Source organism: Rhizobium sp. Leaf384 (assembly GCF_001424065.1).
Classification (GTDB): Bacteria; Pseudomonadota; Alphaproteobacteria; order Rhizobiales; family Rhizobiaceae; genus Ferranicluibacter.
In genome coordinates this window covers 84,137-100,084 of record NZ_LMQE01000008.1, presented here as the reverse complement: position 1 = coordinate 100,084, position 15,948 = coordinate 84,137, and the positions used below count along the sequence as shown (strand labels likewise).

10 protein-coding genes are annotated in these 15,948 nt (G+C 61.2%); 7 read left to right on the top strand and 3 right to left on the bottom strand.

The genetic code is table 11. The features are described from left to right. Positions 1–145 precede the first annotated feature (145 nt). The 3 genes from opgC to ASG25_RS18310 all read left to right on the top strand — a co-directional run bounded on the left by opgC (position 146) and on the right by ASG25_RS18310 (position 3,352). Positions 146–1,288, top strand: a complete 1,143-nt coding sequence (gene opgC / locus ASG25_RS18320; protein WP_062478039.1) for an OpgC domain-containing protein — start codon at positions 146–148, stop codon at positions 1,286–1,288. 134 nt (positions 1,289–1,422) lie between these two features. Beyond that, positions 1,423–2,535, top strand: coding sequence for a 3-isopropylmalate dehydrogenase (gene leuB / locus ASG25_RS18315; RefSeq protein WP_062477445.1), 1,113 nt, complete (start codon positions 1,423–1,425; stop codon positions 2,533–2,535). Positions 2,536–2,653: 118 nt separating this feature from the next. Next, on the top strand, positions 2,654–3,352 hold the full coding sequence (locus ASG25_RS18310; protein ID WP_062477441.1) for a phosphatase PAP2 family protein: 699 nt from the start codon (positions 2,654–2,656) through the stop codon (positions 3,350–3,352). A 48-nt stretch (positions 3,353–3,400) separates the two neighbouring features. On the opposite strand, the gene ASG25_RS18305 is transcribed toward ASG25_RS18310, so the two are convergent. Beyond that, entirely contained in the window at positions 3,401–5,287 is a 1,887-nt protein-coding gene (locus tag ASG25_RS18305; protein ID WP_062477438.1) for an MFS transporter, read from the bottom strand. Positions 5,288–5,739: 452 nt separating this feature from the next. On the opposite strand from ASG25_RS18305, the gene ASG25_RS18300 reads away from it, so the two are divergent. Both ASG25_RS18300 and ASG25_RS18295 read left to right on the top strand, forming a co-directional pair. Beyond that, the gene (locus ASG25_RS18300; RefSeq protein ID WP_062477434.1) at positions 5,740–6,774 is read left to right on the top strand and encodes an aspartate-semialdehyde dehydrogenase; all 1,035 of its coding nucleotides are present in this window, start codon (positions 5,740–5,742) and stop codon (positions 6,772–6,774) included. Between the two features lie 165 nt (positions 6,775–6,939). Next, positions 6,940–7,755: a lytic transglycosylase domain-containing protein gene (locus tag ASG25_RS18295; protein WP_062477431.1), complete on the top strand. Its 816-nt coding sequence runs from the start codon at positions 6,940–6,942 to the stop codon at positions 7,753–7,755. A 121-nt stretch (positions 7,756–7,876) separates the two neighbouring features. On the opposite strand, the gene ASG25_RS18290 is transcribed toward ASG25_RS18295, so the two are convergent. Together ASG25_RS18290 and pdxY are read right to left on the bottom strand one after the other, a co-directional pair. Beyond that, complete coding sequence (locus tag ASG25_RS18290) at positions 7,877–8,518, bottom strand: carbonic anhydrase (protein ID WP_062477428.1); 642 nt, start codon at positions 8,516–8,518, stop codon at positions 7,877–7,879. A gap of 113 nt (positions 8,519–8,631) precedes the next feature. Further along, complete coding sequence (gene pdxY / locus ASG25_RS18285; RefSeq protein ID WP_062477425.1) at positions 8,632–9,507, bottom strand: pyridoxal kinase PdxY; 876 nt, start codon at positions 9,505–9,507, stop codon at positions 8,632–8,634. Between the two features lie 197 nt (positions 9,508–9,704). Between pdxY and ASG25_RS18280 the strand changes: the two genes are divergently transcribed. After that, positions 9,705–14,531, top strand: coding sequence for an NAD-glutamate dehydrogenase (locus ASG25_RS18280; RefSeq protein ID WP_062477422.1), 4,827 nt, complete (start codon positions 9,705–9,707; stop codon positions 14,529–14,531). Then, positions 14,531–15,940 carry an MFS transporter gene (locus ASG25_RS18275; RefSeq protein WP_156379653.1) on the top strand — a complete coding sequence of 470 codons (1,410 nt, stop codon included), beginning with the start codon at positions 14,531–14,533 and terminating at the stop codon, positions 15,938–15,940. Before ASG25_RS18280 ends, ASG25_RS18275 begins: the two co-directional genes overlap by 1 nt. The last annotated feature ends 8 nt before the right edge of the window (positions 15,941–15,948 follow it).

Below are 15,948 nucleotides of genomic sequence, written 5' to 3'. Positions count from 1 at the left end.
CCGGCTTCCAGAGAAGCCTGAATGATATCGGCGAGGTTGAGGGGCTGGGGCGCCAAAATCCGCATGAGACCTTCATATGCTTCAAGACACGCCACCGGTGCTGCGCACCGCACCTTCTGCCCTGTTGCAACCCTTGCTGCAGCCGATGCCATCGCCGCTTACCAATCGGACGGCAAGCGGGATTCCCGTGCCGGCCGAGCGCGACACGCGACTGGATACATATCGGGCTATCTGTCTGTTGATGATCTTCATCAACCATGTGCCGGGTCAGTATCTCGAATATATCACGAGCAAGAACTTCGGCTTTTCGGATTCGGCCGAGGCCTTTGTCCTGATTTCGGGACTTTCGGCCGGCCTTGCCTATGGACGCAAGTTTCGACCTGGCAACCGGCTGGCCCTCAGCCTGCGCATCTGGCGCCGCGCGTTCACGCTCTATATCGCCCACATCATGTCGAGCATCATCACGCTCGCGATCTTCGCTGGCGGCGCACTCTACTTTCAACGGCAGGATTTGATCGGCGAGATCAACATTCGCCCGTTGGTCGACAATACGGAGCAGGGCGTGGTTGCCATGGTGCTGCTCGGCCACCAGTTCGGCTATAACAACATCCTGTCCATGTATGCCGTTGTCTTTCTCATGCTTCCAGGCATGCTCCTGCTGCAAAACATGAGCCGTGCTCTTCTTCTTGGGCTGTCCTCGCTTCTCTGGCTCGTTGCGGGCATCTTCCACATCGTTCCGATCAACTTCCTCGACCATAACTACTGGTTCTTGAACCCGCTTTCCTGGCAGCTTCTGTTTGCCATCGGCCTCGTCGCCATGATGCGCAGCCGCGCCGGCCGATCCCTGCCGCGCCATCCGGCACTCGTCTCGATCGCGGCCCTTTATGTCGGGATATCCGGCGCCTGGGTTCTGTTGTCCTGGTGGTCGATTGATTTTTCCTTCGGCCTGCCCGCTGTTCTCACGGGGTTCGACAAGACCTTCCTGTCGCTGACCCGGCTACTCCACGTCCTCGCGCTGGGGTATCTTCTCGCGATCTCGCCCGTCTTCAATCGTCTGTCACGCCTCCGCCTCGATCACCCCCTGGTCCTGATTGGCCGGCACTCTCTTCCGATCTTCATCTTCGGGACGATCCTTGCCATGATCGGCCAGGTGCTCCTGTTCGTGACCGGGAAGAATCCGCTTCTCGGCACCCTGTTCGTTCTTGTCGGCATTGGGCTGCACTTCGCCTATGCGCGCTATCTGGACTGGCTTGGAGGTCTCGCCACGGCGACGCCTGCCAAAACCTGAAAGGACAGGTCTTATTCTTGGCAAAGTGCCATTTTCCTGCCAGGCGACATGCGTTAAGGAACCGGCCTGTCGCGCGATCCCGCAATCGGGTTCGTTTCCGTCAAAGCCACAGACAACGTCATTGGGAGGCCTCCTTGTCCACGCGCACACTTTTCCTTCTGCCGGGTGACGGCATCGGTCCGGAAGCCATGACCGAGGTCGTCAAGATCATCGAGCATATGAACACGGAAGCGGGTGCAGGCTTTGTCACCGATACGGGTCTTGTCGGCGGCTCGGCCTATGATGCCCATGGTGCTGCCATCTCGGACGCCGATATGGCGAAGGCCATGGCCGCGGATGCCGTGCTCTTCGGCGCCGTCGGCGGCCCGAAGTGGGACAACGTGCCCTATGAGGCTCGTCCGGAAGCGGGCCTCCTGCGCCTGCGCAAGGACATGCAGCTGTTCGCCAATCTGCGCCCCGCCATTTGCTATCCCGCGCTATCGGCCGCGTCCTCGCTGAAGCCCGAACTGGTCGAAGGTCTCGACATCCTCATCGTGCGCGAATTGACGGGCGGCGTGTACTTCGGCGAGCCGAAAGAGATCATCGATCTGGGCAACGGCCAGAAGCGCGGCATCGATACCCAAGTCTACGACACCTACGAGATCGAGCGCATCGCGGGCGTCGCTTTCGAACTCGCCCGGACGCGCTCGAACCGCGTCTGCTCCATGGAGAAGCGCAACGTGATGAAGTCCGGCGTCCTCTGGAACCAGGTCGTCACCGCGACACACAAGGAGAGATATGCGGACGTCCAGCTGGACCACATGCTGGCGGATGCCGGCGGCATGCAGCTCGTGCGTCAGCCCAAGCAGTTCGACGTCATCGTCACCGACAACCTGTTCGGCGACATGCTGTCGGACGTGGCCTCGATGCTCACCGGTTCGCTCGGCATGCTGCCCTCCGCTTCCCTGGGAGCTCCGGATGGCGTGACCGGGAAGCGCAAGGCCATGTATGAGCCTGTCCACGGCTCGGCGCCCGACATTGCCGGTCGTGGCATTGCCAATCCGATTGCCATGATCGCATCCTTCGCGATGTGCCTGCGCTACTCGTTCAACATGATTTCCGAAGCCGACCGCCTGGAAAAGGCGATCGCCAACGTCCTTGATCAAGGAATCCGGACCGGCGACATCATGGCGCCGGGCGCTCGCCAGGTCGGCACCGCCGACATGGGTGATGCCATCCTTGCCGAATTCAAAGCGCTTGCCGCCTGATACCCCTAAATAGAAACGCCAAAAGCCTCGGTACCTGTCAGGAACCGGGGCTTTTTCATGTCCTGAGGTTGACTTCAGCAGAAGCGAAAACACATGAAGCGAAACCGAAAGGATCACCATGAACAGGCCGATTTCCTCCTCAGTGTGGCTGCTGTTAAGCGCCGTCCTTCTTGTCACTGCCCTCGTGCCGTTCGATCCGCGCCTTTCACAATATGCTCAAGCGCTGCCGGAACCCTTCGTCGCCTTTAATGCGCGCATCACGGATTTCGGCACCTTTGCCTGGATGATCTACGGCTCGGCGACTTTGGTGATCATTGCCTATATTCTTGCGCGTGTCGTCAGCAGCCACGGCTTTGCCGAGAAGGCAAGGGCGGCACGCCGCCTGTCGCTCTATTTCCTTGTGACGATCGGCACGGCCAGCGCCATGGTGCATATCCTCAAGTTCTTCATCGGCCGCGCTCGCCCCGAAAGCTTTGCCGATCTCGGTGCCTACAGCCTGACCCCCTTTTCCTCGGATTGGCTGTTTCAGAGCTTCCCGTCTGGACACTCTGCCGCCGTCGGATCCTTTTTCGGCGCTTTTGCCATGCTGGTGCCGCGGCTTCGGCTTCTGTTTGCGCTGGGGGCGCTTACCATCGGTGTCACGCGTGTTGTCGTCGGTGCGCACTATCCGAGCGATGTGGCCGCCGGCCTGCTGGTCGGCCTGTGGAGCGCGTTGATGATCGCCTTCCTTTTCGCCCGGAAGAACCGGGTGTTCCGCCTCGACGAAAAAGGCTGGCCGCGCCCGAAAACGCAATTCCCCGATCACGGGGACGTCTGACGAAAAACCCGGCGGGGAAAGCCCGCCGGGTTCGGAGATCGAGGAGACTCAATCCATCGCGTGAATGTCTCGATCCTTGGTTTCCGGCAGGAAGAGCAGACCGATGACCAGCGTGATGCCTGCGAAGATGATCGGATACCAGAGACCGTAATAAATATCGCCCTTGGCAGCGCTCATCGCAAAGGCCATCGCCGGCAACAAGCCTCCGAACCAGCCGTTGCCGATATGGTAGGGCAGGGACATGCCCGAATACCGGATGCGGGTTGGGAAGAGTTCGACCAGAAGCGCAGCGATCGGCCCGTAGACCATCGTCACATAGATGACCAACACCGTCAGGATGGCGATCGTCCCGATCCAGTTGACCCGCTGCGGGTCGGCGACCATCGAATAGGTGCCGCCATTTGCGATGGTATAGACCGGCATCGCGGTGACGCCGTTGGCTTCTTCAGCCGTCAGCAGCTTGGCAGACACAAGTTCGTCCGCCGTCATCGTTGCTGGAGCGGATGCGCGGACGGTTGCAGGGTCGAGCGTGAGTTCCGGATTGGCGGCCACGAAACCGTCGAGCTTGCTTTCCGGCACCTTCGCTGCACCACGCTGCAACGGGTAGCCCGCGTCGTGAAGGGCCATGTTGATACCCTTTTCGAAGGCCGAAGCCTTTGCCTTTGCATCCGCGCCGGCGGCCACGGTGTCGTAGCTCGGAACAGTGGCATCGCCGATCTTCACGCTCGCAGCCTGTCCCGCCGGTCCAGGCACGATGTCGTAAGGCACGGAATTCCGCGTCAGGAAGGCGGTCGCGACGTCGCAAGACGTCGTGAACTTCGCCGTACCCGTTGGATTGAACTGGAAGGTGCAATCTGCCGGATCGGCCGTTACCGTTGCACGGACGGTTGCCTGCGCCTCGGCAAGCGCCGGGTTGGCGGTCCAGGTCATCGCCTTGAACAACGGGAAATAGGTCAGCATGGCGAGCAGGAGCCCGGCCATGATGATCGGCTTGCGGCCGATCTTGTCGGAAAGCAGGCCGAAGATCACAAAGAAGCTCGTACCGATGAGGAGCGAGATGGCGACCATGATGTTGGCGGACTGGCCGTCGACCTTCAGGATGTTCTGCAGGAAGAACAACGCATAGAACTGGCCGCAATACCAGACCACGGCCTGACCCATGGTGGCACCGAACAGCGCGAGAATGCCGATCTTGGCATTCTTCCACGTCCCGAAGGCCTCCTTGAGAGGCGCTTTTGATGTCTTGCCTTCCGCCTTCATCTTCTTGAAGGCCGGGGACTCGTTCATCTTTACGCGGATCCAGACGGACACGCCGAGAAGCACGACGGAGACCAGAAAGGGAATGCGCCAGCCCCAGGCTGCAAAGGCTTCCTTGCCGACGGCGAACTGGACGCCGAGAATGACGAGAAGCGACAGGAACAGGCCAAGCGTGGCCGTGGTCTGGATCCATGAGGTGAAGTAACCGCGCCGGCCATGCGGCGCATGCTCGGCGACGTATGTCGCGGCACCCCCATACTCACCGCCCAGCGCAAGTCCCTGCAGCATGCGCAACATGATCAGGATGATCGGCGCTGCGATGCCGATCGAAGCGGCGCCCGGCAGGATGCCGACGAGAAAGGTCGAAAGACCCATGATGAGGATCGTGATGAGGAAGGTATATTTGCGCCCGACGAGATCGCCCAGCCGCCCAAAGACGAGAGCGCCGAACGGGCGGACGAGAAAGCCGGCGGCGAAGGCAAGCAATGCAAAGATGTTGCGCGTTGTTTCCGGATACTGACTGAAGAAGGTCGCCCCGATATAGACGGCAAGCGAACCGTAGAGATAGAAGTCATACCACTCGAACACCGTGCCGAGCGACGAGGCGAAAATGACCTTTCGCTCTTCCCCGGTCATCGGTGCGGCCTTCGTCCGGCCCACGGATGTCACATTTGCCATTGCTGTCGTCCTCCCAGAACACGTGCATGCCGCCGATCCTCCTCGATCGCTTACCGGTGCACCGATGGACAAGAATGGCAGATCGTATGCCCATCGGGCAGCGATGCTTTCGGCTTATGACTTTCGTCTAAGAACACGGACGACCAGCACGGCTCTGTCCATGAAAAACCTTGACTTTATCGACCGAATGAATATGAGCAGCAGCGGAAAGGGAAGGATTCATGCTTCTTCGGATGTCCATCATCAGTCGCGCCGACGGTCTTGCTCCGGCAAGAGCGCGTGAGTCCCTGTCCGCACTTTTCACAAACACGGCCAAAACGACGACGAAAACCGTCTGAAGTCTCTGGCCCACCGCTCTCTCCCCGGCACGGCCGGGGACGCGAAGCCCGCGCCCCAGGCGATCCGGGTTTCTCCCCCAGCTTCCGCGGAGAGAAGAGAAAGAGAGCAAGACAATGGGTTTCAAGATCGCCGTAGCAGGCGCCACCGGCAATGTCGGGCGCGAAATGCTCAACATCCTTTCCGAACGCGGCTTCCCCGCAGATGAAGTCGTTGCGCTGGCGTCTGCCAGATCGCACGGTACGGAAGTGTCTTTTGGTGACAAGACGCTGAAGGTCAAGAACCTTGAGAATTACGATTTCTCCGATACCGATATCTGCCTGATGTCGGCAGGCGGCGCGGTTTCGCTGAAGTATTCCCCGAAGATCGGCGCGCAGGGCTGTGTCGTCATCGACAATTCCTCAGCGTGGCGCTACGACGCCGATGTGCCGTTGATCGTGCCAGAGGTGAACCCCGACGCGATTACCCAGTTTACCAAGCGCAACATCATTGCCAATCCGAATTGCTCCACGGCGCAGCTCGTGGTTGCCCTGAAACCGCTCCACGATTTCGCAAAGATCAAGCGCGTCGTCGTCTCCACCTACCAGTCGGTTTCCGGCGCCGGGAAGGATGGCATGGACGAGCTCTTCAACCAGACCCGCGCCGTGTTCGTCGCCGATCCGCTGGAAAGCAAGAAGTTTACCAAGCGCATTGCCTTCAACGTCATTCCGCACATCGATAGCTTTATGGAAGACGGCTATACCAAGGAAGAATGGAAGGTGCTGGCCGAAACCAAGAAGATGCTTGATCCGAAGATCAAGGTCACCTGCACGGCTGTTCGTGTGCCTGTCTTCATCGGTCATTCGGAATCGGTCAACATCGAGTTCGAGAGCGAAATCACGGCCGATCAGGCCCGCGACATCTTGCGCGAAGCCCCGGGTTGCCTTGTCATCGACAAGCATGAAAACGGTGGATACATCACGCCTTACGAAAGCGCTGGCGAAGACGCGACCTATATTTCACGCATTCGTGAAGATGCGACCGTCGAAAACGGTCTCAACATCTGGGTCGTCTCCGATAACCTGCGAAAAGGTGCGGCGCTGAACGCCATCCAGATCGCAGAGCTCTTGGTGGCGCGCGGTTTGATCACGGCCAAGAAGCAGGCTGCCTGACAGCATTGCCGATAGGAAAAGACCCCGCCGACCGTGAACGGACGGCGGGCCTCGGGAAGATATGAAGACGAACGCTAGCGGACGGATTCACGTGAAACATCAAGGCGCTACCTCTGCCCAAAAGCGAGGCTGTCGGCCATCAGAAGCAGGGCTACGGGGTATTATATGCTGAAGAAGACGTTCGCACTGGCAGGACTTGCACTGGCTGCAGCCACCGCCCTCGTTCCGCAGGCTGCCTTCGCCGCCAGTTGCGGCAATACATCTGCCGGCTTTGACGCCTGGGTGCAGGATTTCAAACAACAGGCGTCCGGTCGCATCAGCCCCGCCGTTCTTGACCGCGCCTTTGCCAATGTGAATTACAACACGGCCACCATCCGCGCCGACCGCGGCCAGAAGAGCTTCAAGCTCTCGCTCAACGAATTCATGAAGAAGCGCGGCGGTGCTGCCATCGTTTCGCGCGGAAAGAAGATGAAGGCGCAGAATGCGGCGCTCTTCGCCTCGATCGAGCAGCGTTATGGCGTGCCGGCCGGACCGCTGATTGCGATCTGGGGCATGGAAACCGGCTTCGGCAGCTTCATGGGCAAGGAACATACGCTTTCTGCCGTGTCGACGCTTGCCTACGACTGCCGCCGGTCCGACTATTTCACGGACCAGCTCTATGCAGCCTTGACGCTGGTCCAGCGCGGCGACCTCTCGACGGACGCGCGCGGTGCGGCGCATGGTGAAATTGGCCAGACACAATTCCTCCCGGCAAACGTGGTGAAGTACGGCGTCGATGGCGACGGCAATGGCCATGTCGATATGGTCCGGTCCAAGGCAGACGCGCTGGCATCGACGGCAAACTTCCTGCGCGGCCACGGATGGCGGGCAGGGGGCGGCTACCAGCCGGGCCAGGCCAATTTCGGCGCGATTCAGGGCTGGAACGCGGCGAGTGTTTATCAGCAGGCCATCGCCCAGATCGCTGCAGATATCGACGGCTGATCGCCCCCCAGGACGCGCCAGGCCCGGCAAACAGTCCGGGCTTGTCTATACCGACATAAAAAAGGCTGCGCGGGTCCGACCCGCGCAGCCTTTCTTCATGTCCTAAATTCAGTGCCTGGCATCATGTCCCGGGGCGTGAAAAATCGCCCGACTTTGGATCCATGACCCAGAGTTCTCCCGTCGAGATGTCAAACCACGCGCCGTGAATCTGCAACTTGCCCCGCTGCTCTAAGATTTGCACGCAGGGAAACGTTCGTAGGTTGACGATCGAATTGCGGATCGACACATGCTCCATCGCACGCTGGCGCTCAGCTGCCGTCATGATGGCATTCCCGGCAATCTGCTCTGCCGCCGGCTTCAGCATATTCATCCACTTGCCGATGAAGTCACCGGGGGACAACGGCTCGGCATCCGCATCCAGCACGGCCTTGATACCGCCGCAGCGGCCGTGGCCCATGACGACGATGTCCTTGACGCGCAGCGACTGGACGGCGAATTCGAGCGCTGCTGATGTCGAATGGTACTGGCCATCCGGCTCATAGGGCGGAACCATGTTGGCGACATTGCGCACCACGAAAAGTTCACCGGGACCACTGTCGAAGATCGTCTCCGGCGCCGCGCGCGAATCGCAGCACGCGACGATGAGTGTTTTCGGCTGCTGTCCGGTTTCAGCCAGTGACTTGTAGCGGGCCTGCTGCTCGGTAAAACGGCCGTTCATGAACTTCTGATAGCCGCCGAGCAGGTGCTCTGGAAAACTGTACATATGCCTGTGCCCTTTTTGCTGTCCCGTGTTTAAACGGCGATGATGCGAAGAGGCAAGAGCAACGCGGCAGGTCGGTTAACGTGCGACATGGAAAGCGGAATCCTCGGGGACCGTTAGCGTTTGCGGGTCTGGGCCGGATGCATCAGTCGCCGCATCTGGACAAGTGACATTGGGCCGGTCAGGCAATGCGCATCCTGCTGCAATGTCAGTTCGTCCGCCCCCCGGCGTGCCGAGCGCGCGACCATCTCGAACACGCTCGCGGTCGCAAGTTGCAACGCCTTCTCCTCGTTCTGGCCGTCCAGAAGTCTGCCGAGAAACAGCGCCGCCATCAGGTCGCCTGTTCCGTTGGGGGGATTGTCGACCAGACGGTGCTCCGCGAGCAGGGCGTCATGTCCGGAAAGATAGAGGTTGCCCGTGCTTCCACTCATCATCGCGACGGCCGATGTGACCAGCGTCCGCGACGGTCCGAGCGAGAGAGCCGCGTCGAGGATAGCCGCATTGCTGTCGAGCGCGGCGCTTGAGAGCCAGGAAAGTTCGAACCGGTTCGGCGTCGCCAGTCCTGCCAAGGGGATCAGCCTGTCCCGGATCCCCACGGCCACGGCCTCCGGGACATAAAGGTCGCCCCGGTCGCCGATCACGGGATCGCAGGCATAGAGAAGGTCCGGATTGCGGGCCTTGAGGGTCTCCACCAATCGGGCGACCGCTTCGATCTGTCGTGCACTCCCAAGATATCCGGACAGCACCGCGCGGACCTCGCCGATCCAGGGCGACGCTGCCAGTTCGCCGAGCATGGCATCGAACGTGTCGGGATCGATCGCCATCCGCGTCGAGCGGCCATGACCGGGATGCCAGGGCATGATGACCGTCGGCACGGCCCAGACCGTAAAGCCCAGCATCTCCAACGAGAACACAGCCGCACGATTGCCGACCGAACCGCGCATAACATGGCTGGAGATGACGATGACGGTACCGGCGGCGGTCTCGGACATGCAGCTGGCCTTTCGTTCGGGCGCGCCCCGACAGATCGCCTGATGGTCGTGCCGCTGTCAACTGGGAAGGGGAGGGAGATCGGGACCATGCGCCGGCCCCCGTCGACGGTTTGGAAGAAACCGGCGGGCTTTCCGGTCGCAAAAGCGAATTCTTCTGCTAGGTTCAGCAAAAAACAACGGTCGGAGGACGCAAAACCATGGGCACACGACATCATCCGAAGAAAACCCGGTTGATCGGCGACATCGAACAGATGGCCGAACGCCTCGGCGAGTCTTTCCTGTCGCCGGCGGTTCTCTTTGGACGCGCAAGCCCTGATGACATGGCGGCCTCCCAGGCCGGCATGCTCGCCGCCGCCGCCGTTCACGCCTACTCGGAGATCAAGGCACGTCGAAGAGACACGTCGCGCGTGACCGTAACCGATCTCCAAGGCGACACATCCGGCGGAACAGCGGTGTCGGTTCTCTGCGTCACCGATCGCAACATGCCCTTCCTTTACGATTCGGTCATGGGAGAAGTCACCAGCCGGCACCGCGATCTGTTGCTGGCCGTTCATCCGATCCTCGTCGTATCCGAGGGTTCCGAGCCCATCCTGTTCGATCCCGAGGAAGCGAGCGATCCGGCCGACCGGGTCAGCCACATCCAGATTCATCTGCGGCATCTGTCTCCCGAAGAGGCCAAGGCCCTGATCGGCGCGGTCGAGACCGTCCTGGCCCAGGTCCACCAGGCTGTCGGAGACTGGGAGCCGATGAAAACGCTTTTGGGCGAAGCCATGGGCGAGCTGGAAAGGCATGCCGCAAACAAACGCGAGGCCGACCGCGATGAAGCCCTTGCCTTCCTCAAATGGCTGCGCGACGACAACTTCACCTTTCTCGGGATGCGCGAATACAGCTATTCCGGCGATGGAGAGGATGCCACGCTCGATCGGGGCACGGGGCACGGCCTCGGCATCCTTTCCGATCCCAATGTCCGCGTCCTTCGCCAGGGACACGATGCCGTGGTTACCACGCCGGAAATCCTTGCTTTCCTGCAAGGGCCGGATTTCCTCATCGTCACCAAGGCAAACATCAAGGCGGTCGTTCATCGCCGCGCCTATATGGATTATATCGGCATCAAGCGTTTCGACTCTAAGGGCAACGTCATCGGCGAGCTGCGCGTCGTCGGGCTCTTCACCTCCACGGCCTATACGCGTTCAGCCTCCGATATCCCGATGCTGCGGCTGAAGGTCCGACGGGTGATCGAGCATTTCGGCTTTGACCCCCAGGGCCACTCCGGCAAGATGCTCATCAACACTCTGGAGTCCTATCCGCGCGATGATCTTTTCCAGATCGACGTCGAGGAGTTGCAGGCATTCTGCGAACAGATCAATGAACTGGCCGATCGCCCCCGTGTTCGCGTCCTGCCGCGCATCGATCGCTTCGACCGCTTCGTCTCCATTATTGTCTACGTCCCACGTGAACAGTATGATTCCCGCGTGCGGGAACGCATCGGCGACCTCTTCAAGGACCTCTACGAAGGACGTGTGTCCGCATACTATCCGGCCTTTCCGGCCGGCGGTCTAGCACGCGTCCACTTCATCATCGGCCGTTCCGGTGGGGCAACCCCACGCATTGCCCAGAACGTGCTTGAGGATGCCGTGCGCGATATCGTGACGCGGTGGTCCGATCGCTTCCATCTGCTTGCCCGCCGCGACGGGATCGCGCTGAACGTGACCGAGGGGTACCAGGCAGCTTTCACGCCCGGCGAAGCCTATGCCGACCTGCCTGATATTGCTGCCGTACGAACAGACGACCCGATCCGTATTGCTTTCTACGAGCGTCGCAAAGCGGACATCGCGCAGGCCAGCGGATCGGAGACCGCAGAGGATGTGGACGCGGATCGCCTGGAACTGAAGATCTTTCACGCCGACCGCGCCGTCTCTCTTTCCCAACGCGTGCCCTTGCTCGAAAACCTTGGCTTTCGTGTCATCAGCGAGCAGACGCACGACCTGTCCATTACCGACCAAAACGGCGAGCGGCTTGTGGTTCTCCACGACATGGAGCTGATCCACCGCGACGGGAAGACGCTCGACGTCTCGTCCATGGGGCCGCTTCTGGAGGAAGCTTTTCTATCCGCCTGGACAGGGAAGATCGAGGATGACGCGTTCAATCGGCTCATCTTGCTGGCAGGCCTCAATGCGCGCGACGTGACGGTGCTGCGCGCTTACGCCCGTTATCTTCGTCAGGTCGGCATTCCCTACTCTCAGGGCCTGATCGCCGAGACACTCAACAAATATGCCGAGATTTCCGCCGCCATCTTCCGCCTCTTCCTGACGCGGATGGACCCACAGACGCAGGAGCCGGCGCGATCGACCGCGGTCACCGAGCTGCAGGCAAGCCTCGAAGAGGCGCTGAACGCCGTACCGAGCCTCGACGAAGACCGCATTCTCCGACGGATGATGAACGCCGTGCTGGCCACGCTGCGCACCAACTACTTCCAACGCGACAAAGCGGGCGAGCCTCGTGTCATGCTCGCCTTCAAATTTGATCCGAAGCTTCTCGACGGCCTGCCGGAGCCACGGCCTTTCCGCGAGATCTTTGTCTACGGCGTAGAGGTGGAAGGTGTGCATCTGCGGTTCGGCAAGGTTGCGCGCGGCGGCCTGCGCTGGTCGGACAGAGCCCAGGATTATCGCACCGAGGTGTTGGGGCTCGTCAAGGCGCAGCAGGTCAAGAACGCTGTGATCGTTCCTGTCGGCGCGAAGGGTGGCTTCTTCCCCAAGCTGCTGCCCGCCGGCGGTGCGCGCGACGAGATCTTCCGGGTCGGCACCGAGGCCTACAAGACCTACATCCGCACCATGCTGTCGATCACCGACAATATCGTCGATCAGCAGATTGTGCCTCCCGAAGCGACACTGCGGCTGGATGGCGACGATCCCTATTTCGTGGTGGCCGCCGACAAGGGAACCGCCACCTTCTCCGACACGGCCAACGGGCTGGCGCAGGACGCCGGATTCTGGCTGGACGATGCGTTCGCGTCCGGCGGCTCCGCCGGATACGACCACAAGAAGATGGGGATCACGGCACGTGGCGCCTGGGAAACCGTCAAACGCCATTTCCGTGAAATGAACATCGACATCCAGACAACGCCCTTCAGCGTCGTCGGAGTCGGTGACATGTCGGGTGACGTTTTCGGAAATGGCATGCTGCTGTCGCGCCAGATCCGTCTCATCGGCGCATTCGACCATCGCGACATCATCATCGATCCCGATCCGGATATCGCCGCATCCTTCGCCGAGCGCGAGCGCTTGTTTGCTTTGCCCCGTTCCAGCTGGCAGGATTACGACCGCTCTGCACTCTCGGCGGGGGGGATGATCATTCCGCGAACGGAGAAGTCCGTGAGGCTCACGCCGGAGGCGGCAGCGGCGATCGGGCTAGAGAAAACCCAGGCAACGCCCTTCGAGATCATGACCGCCATCCTGAAGGCGCGTGTTGATCTGCTCTGGTTTGGCGGCATCGGAACCTATGTGCGCGGCCCGACAGAGAGCGATGCCGATGTCGGCGATCGGGCGAACGATCCGATCCGGATCTCTGCGGACGAGGTCGGCGCCCGCGTGATCGGTGAGGGCGCCAATCTCGGTGTTACGCAACGCGGCCGCATCGCCTTTGGCCTTGCCGGCGGCCGATGCAACTCCGATGCCATCGACAACTCGGCCGGCGTGAACTCATCCGACGTCGAGGTCAATATCAAGATTGCGCTGGCCTCTGCCATGCGCGACGGCCGTTTGACGCGCGACAAGCGCAACACGTTGCTTGCCTCGATGACCGACGAGGTCGCCGCCCTTGTCCTCAACAACAATTATCAGCAATCACTCGCCATCTCGCTGACCGAGATGCAAGGCGCCGCCAATCGCACCTCTCTTTCCCGCCTGATGACACGGCTGGAAGCGGAAGGACTGCTCAATCGCAAGGTCGAGGTTCTGCCAAGCGACAGCGCGCTCAGCGAGCGTTATCAATCGGGCAAGGCACTGACCCGGGCAGAGATCGGTGTGCTTCTCTCTTATGCCAAGATCGTTCTGTTCGACGAGATCGTCGAGAGCGACCTGCCGGACGATCCCTACTTTCACGAGACGCTGATCGGCTACTTCCCAGGAAAGATGCGGACGCCACACCAGGGCGATATCGAGACCCACCGTCTGCGACGCGAAATCATTGCCACGCTTCTCTGCAATGACGTCATCAACCGGGGCGGACCGGCCTTCGTCTCCACGTTGATCGATCAGACAGGCTTCCTTCCGGCCGATGTCGTCAAGGCAGCCGTTTTGACGCGCGACGGATACGACCTGCCGCGCCTGTACAAGGCGATTGACGCGCTCGACAACAAGGTGCCGGGCGCGGTGCAGAACGAACTCTATCAGGATGTCAGCCGCATCTTCGCCATCGTCACCGAGCGAACCTTGAGAACCCGGGCCAGTGCCGGGCCTCTGGCCCAGGCGATCGATACGCTGCGCAAAGCCTTGGAAAATCTCACGACGGCCGCACATGGCGCCGTGCCGGACGAGGCTGTGGCGGAAATCGAGGCGCGGACGGCGGCGTTGATCGACAAGGGTGTTCCCCAAGAACTGGCACAGGATATCTCACGGCTCGTCCTCATCACGCTCGTACCGGAAATCATGCAGATTTCATCGGTAGCCGGAACGTCGCTCGGCCGAACCGCGCAGAGCTATTTCGCGGTGACGCAGAGTCTGAAGGTCGGCCGGCTGCTCGCGGCCGCCGAGCGCATCATCACCACCGATCCCTTCGAGGCCATGGCGCTCGCCCGCAGCACCAGCGATATCGCCGATGCCCGTCGCGCCATCACCATCGCCGCCCTGACGCAGCGCAAGGACGAGGAGCAGCCGGTGCTGGCCTGGCAGGAAGGAGATGCGGACCGCTTCAATCGTGTCGTGTCGCAACTGACGCAGATGACGGAGAAGGGGGAGACGACGCTTGCGAAGATCACCGTTGCCGCAGGCCTCTTGAGCGACCTTGCCGAAGACCGGGCCAGATGATGGTCAAAACGGTGGCGAAAGCGCCCGCGCCTGAAGGCCGAACCAGAGCCGGCCGCGCGGGCCTCTGGGGCTGGATGCTGTTCGACCTTGCAGCCCAGCCCTTTTTCACCGTCGTCATCACCTTCATCTTCGGCCCCTATTTCGTCTCACGCCTGACGGAGGATCCAGCGGCGGGGCAGGCCATGTGGGGATACACGCTGACCGTTTCCGGCATCATCATCGCGGTGATGTCGCCGGTTCTCGGATCCCTTGCAGACGCCACGGGCGCCAGAAAACCCTGGATCGCCGGCTTTGCAATCGTCAAGATCTTTGCCCTCTCGATGCTCTGGTTTGCAGTTCCGGGATCCTCTCTGATCCTGCCCTTTACCTGCATCGTCCTGGCGTCGCTCGCGGCGGAGTTCTCCATCGTGTTCAACGACAGCATGATGCCGCGTCTGGTCCCGCCGGAGGAGACCGGCCGGATCTCGAACATCGCCTGGGGGATCGGCTATCTCGGCGGGATGGTCGTCCTGATCGCGGTCGTGGCTCTTCTCGCCGCAAGCCCGGAAACGGGACAGACGGTTCTCGGTATCGCCCCGCTCTTTGGTCTCGACCCCGCCACCGGCGCAGACGCTCGCATCACGGGGCCGCTTTCGGCTGCGTGGTATGCGCTCTTCATCCTGCCGATGTTCCTGTTCACGCCGGACGCGCCGAAAATGACGACGTCACCGGGCAGGGCGATCCGAGACGGTCTCGCGGACCTGAAAAGCGCGGTTCTCGGCCTCCGCGAGCGACGGGGCATTTTGAAATTCCTGATCGCCCGGATGATCTTCCAGGACGGCGTCAACGGGCTCGTGGCTTTGGGAGGCACCTTTGCGGCCGGCATGTTCGCCTGGCGGACACTGGAGCTCGGCCTCTACGGCATCCTCCTTAACGTAGTGGCAATTGCCGGCTGCCTCGTCGCGAGCCGCCTCGACACAGCGCTCGGCTCGAAGGCCATCGTCGTCCTCAGCCTGCTGAGCCTGATCGTCGCCACGATCGGTATTGTCTCGACAGGCCCAGGCTTTACGCTGTTCGGCTTGCTGACGTTCTCGACGGCAGACAGCGGCGGCCTGTTCGGAACGGCTGCGGAGAAAGCCTATATCGTCTTCGGCCTGCTGGTCGGCATCGCCTTCGGACCGGTGCAGGCTTCGGCCCGTTCCTACCTGGCCCGCAGCGTTGCGCCCGAGGAAGCCGGCCGCTACTTTGGCCTCTATGCCCTTTCGGGACGCGCAACCTCGTTCCTGGCGCCGGCCAGTGTTGCGACGCTGACGCTGGTGACGAGTTCCGCGCGCGTCGGGATGATGGCGCTGATCGCGTTCCTCGTGATCGGCCTGCTCGTGCTCCTGACGACGCCCTATCCGGCCGACAGAGGTGACCGGATAGGCTAGGCATCGGC

What these genes read in the sequence shown, in the direction of transcription:
- opgC (WP_062478039.1), top strand. Translation starts at nt 146, where the DNA reads ATGCCATCGCCGCTTACCAATCGGACGGCAAGCGGGATTCCCGTGCCG.
- ASG25_RS18310 (WP_062477441.1), top strand. Translation starts at nt 2,654, where the DNA reads ATGAACAGGCCGATTTCCTCCTCAGTGTGGCTGCTGTTAAGCGCCGTC.
- ASG25_RS18305 (WP_062477438.1), bottom strand. Translation starts at nt 5,287, where the DNA reads ATGGCAAATGTGACATCCGTGGGCCGGACGAAGGCCGCACCGATGACC.
- ASG25_RS18300 (WP_062477434.1), top strand. Translation starts at nt 5,740, where the DNA reads ATGGGTTTCAAGATCGCCGTAGCAGGCGCCACCGGCAATGTCGGGCGC.
- ASG25_RS18295 (WP_062477431.1), top strand. Translation starts at nt 6,940, where the DNA reads ATGCTGAAGAAGACGTTCGCACTGGCAGGACTTGCACTGGCTGCAGCC.
- ASG25_RS18290 (WP_062477428.1), bottom strand. Translation starts at nt 8,518, where the DNA reads ATGTACAGTTTTCCAGAGCACCTGCTCGGCGGCTATCAGAAGTTCATG.
- pdxY (WP_062477425.1), bottom strand. Translation starts at nt 9,507, where the DNA reads ATGTCCGAGACCGCCGCCGGTACCGTCATCGTCATCTCCAGCCATGTT.
- ASG25_RS18280 (WP_062477422.1), top strand. Translation starts at nt 9,705, where the DNA reads ATGGGCACACGACATCATCCGAAGAAAACCCGGTTGATCGGCGACATC.
- ASG25_RS18275 (WP_156379653.1), top strand. Translation starts at nt 14,531, where the DNA reads ATGGTCAAAACGGTGGCGAAAGCGCCCGCGCCTGAAGGCCGAACCAGA.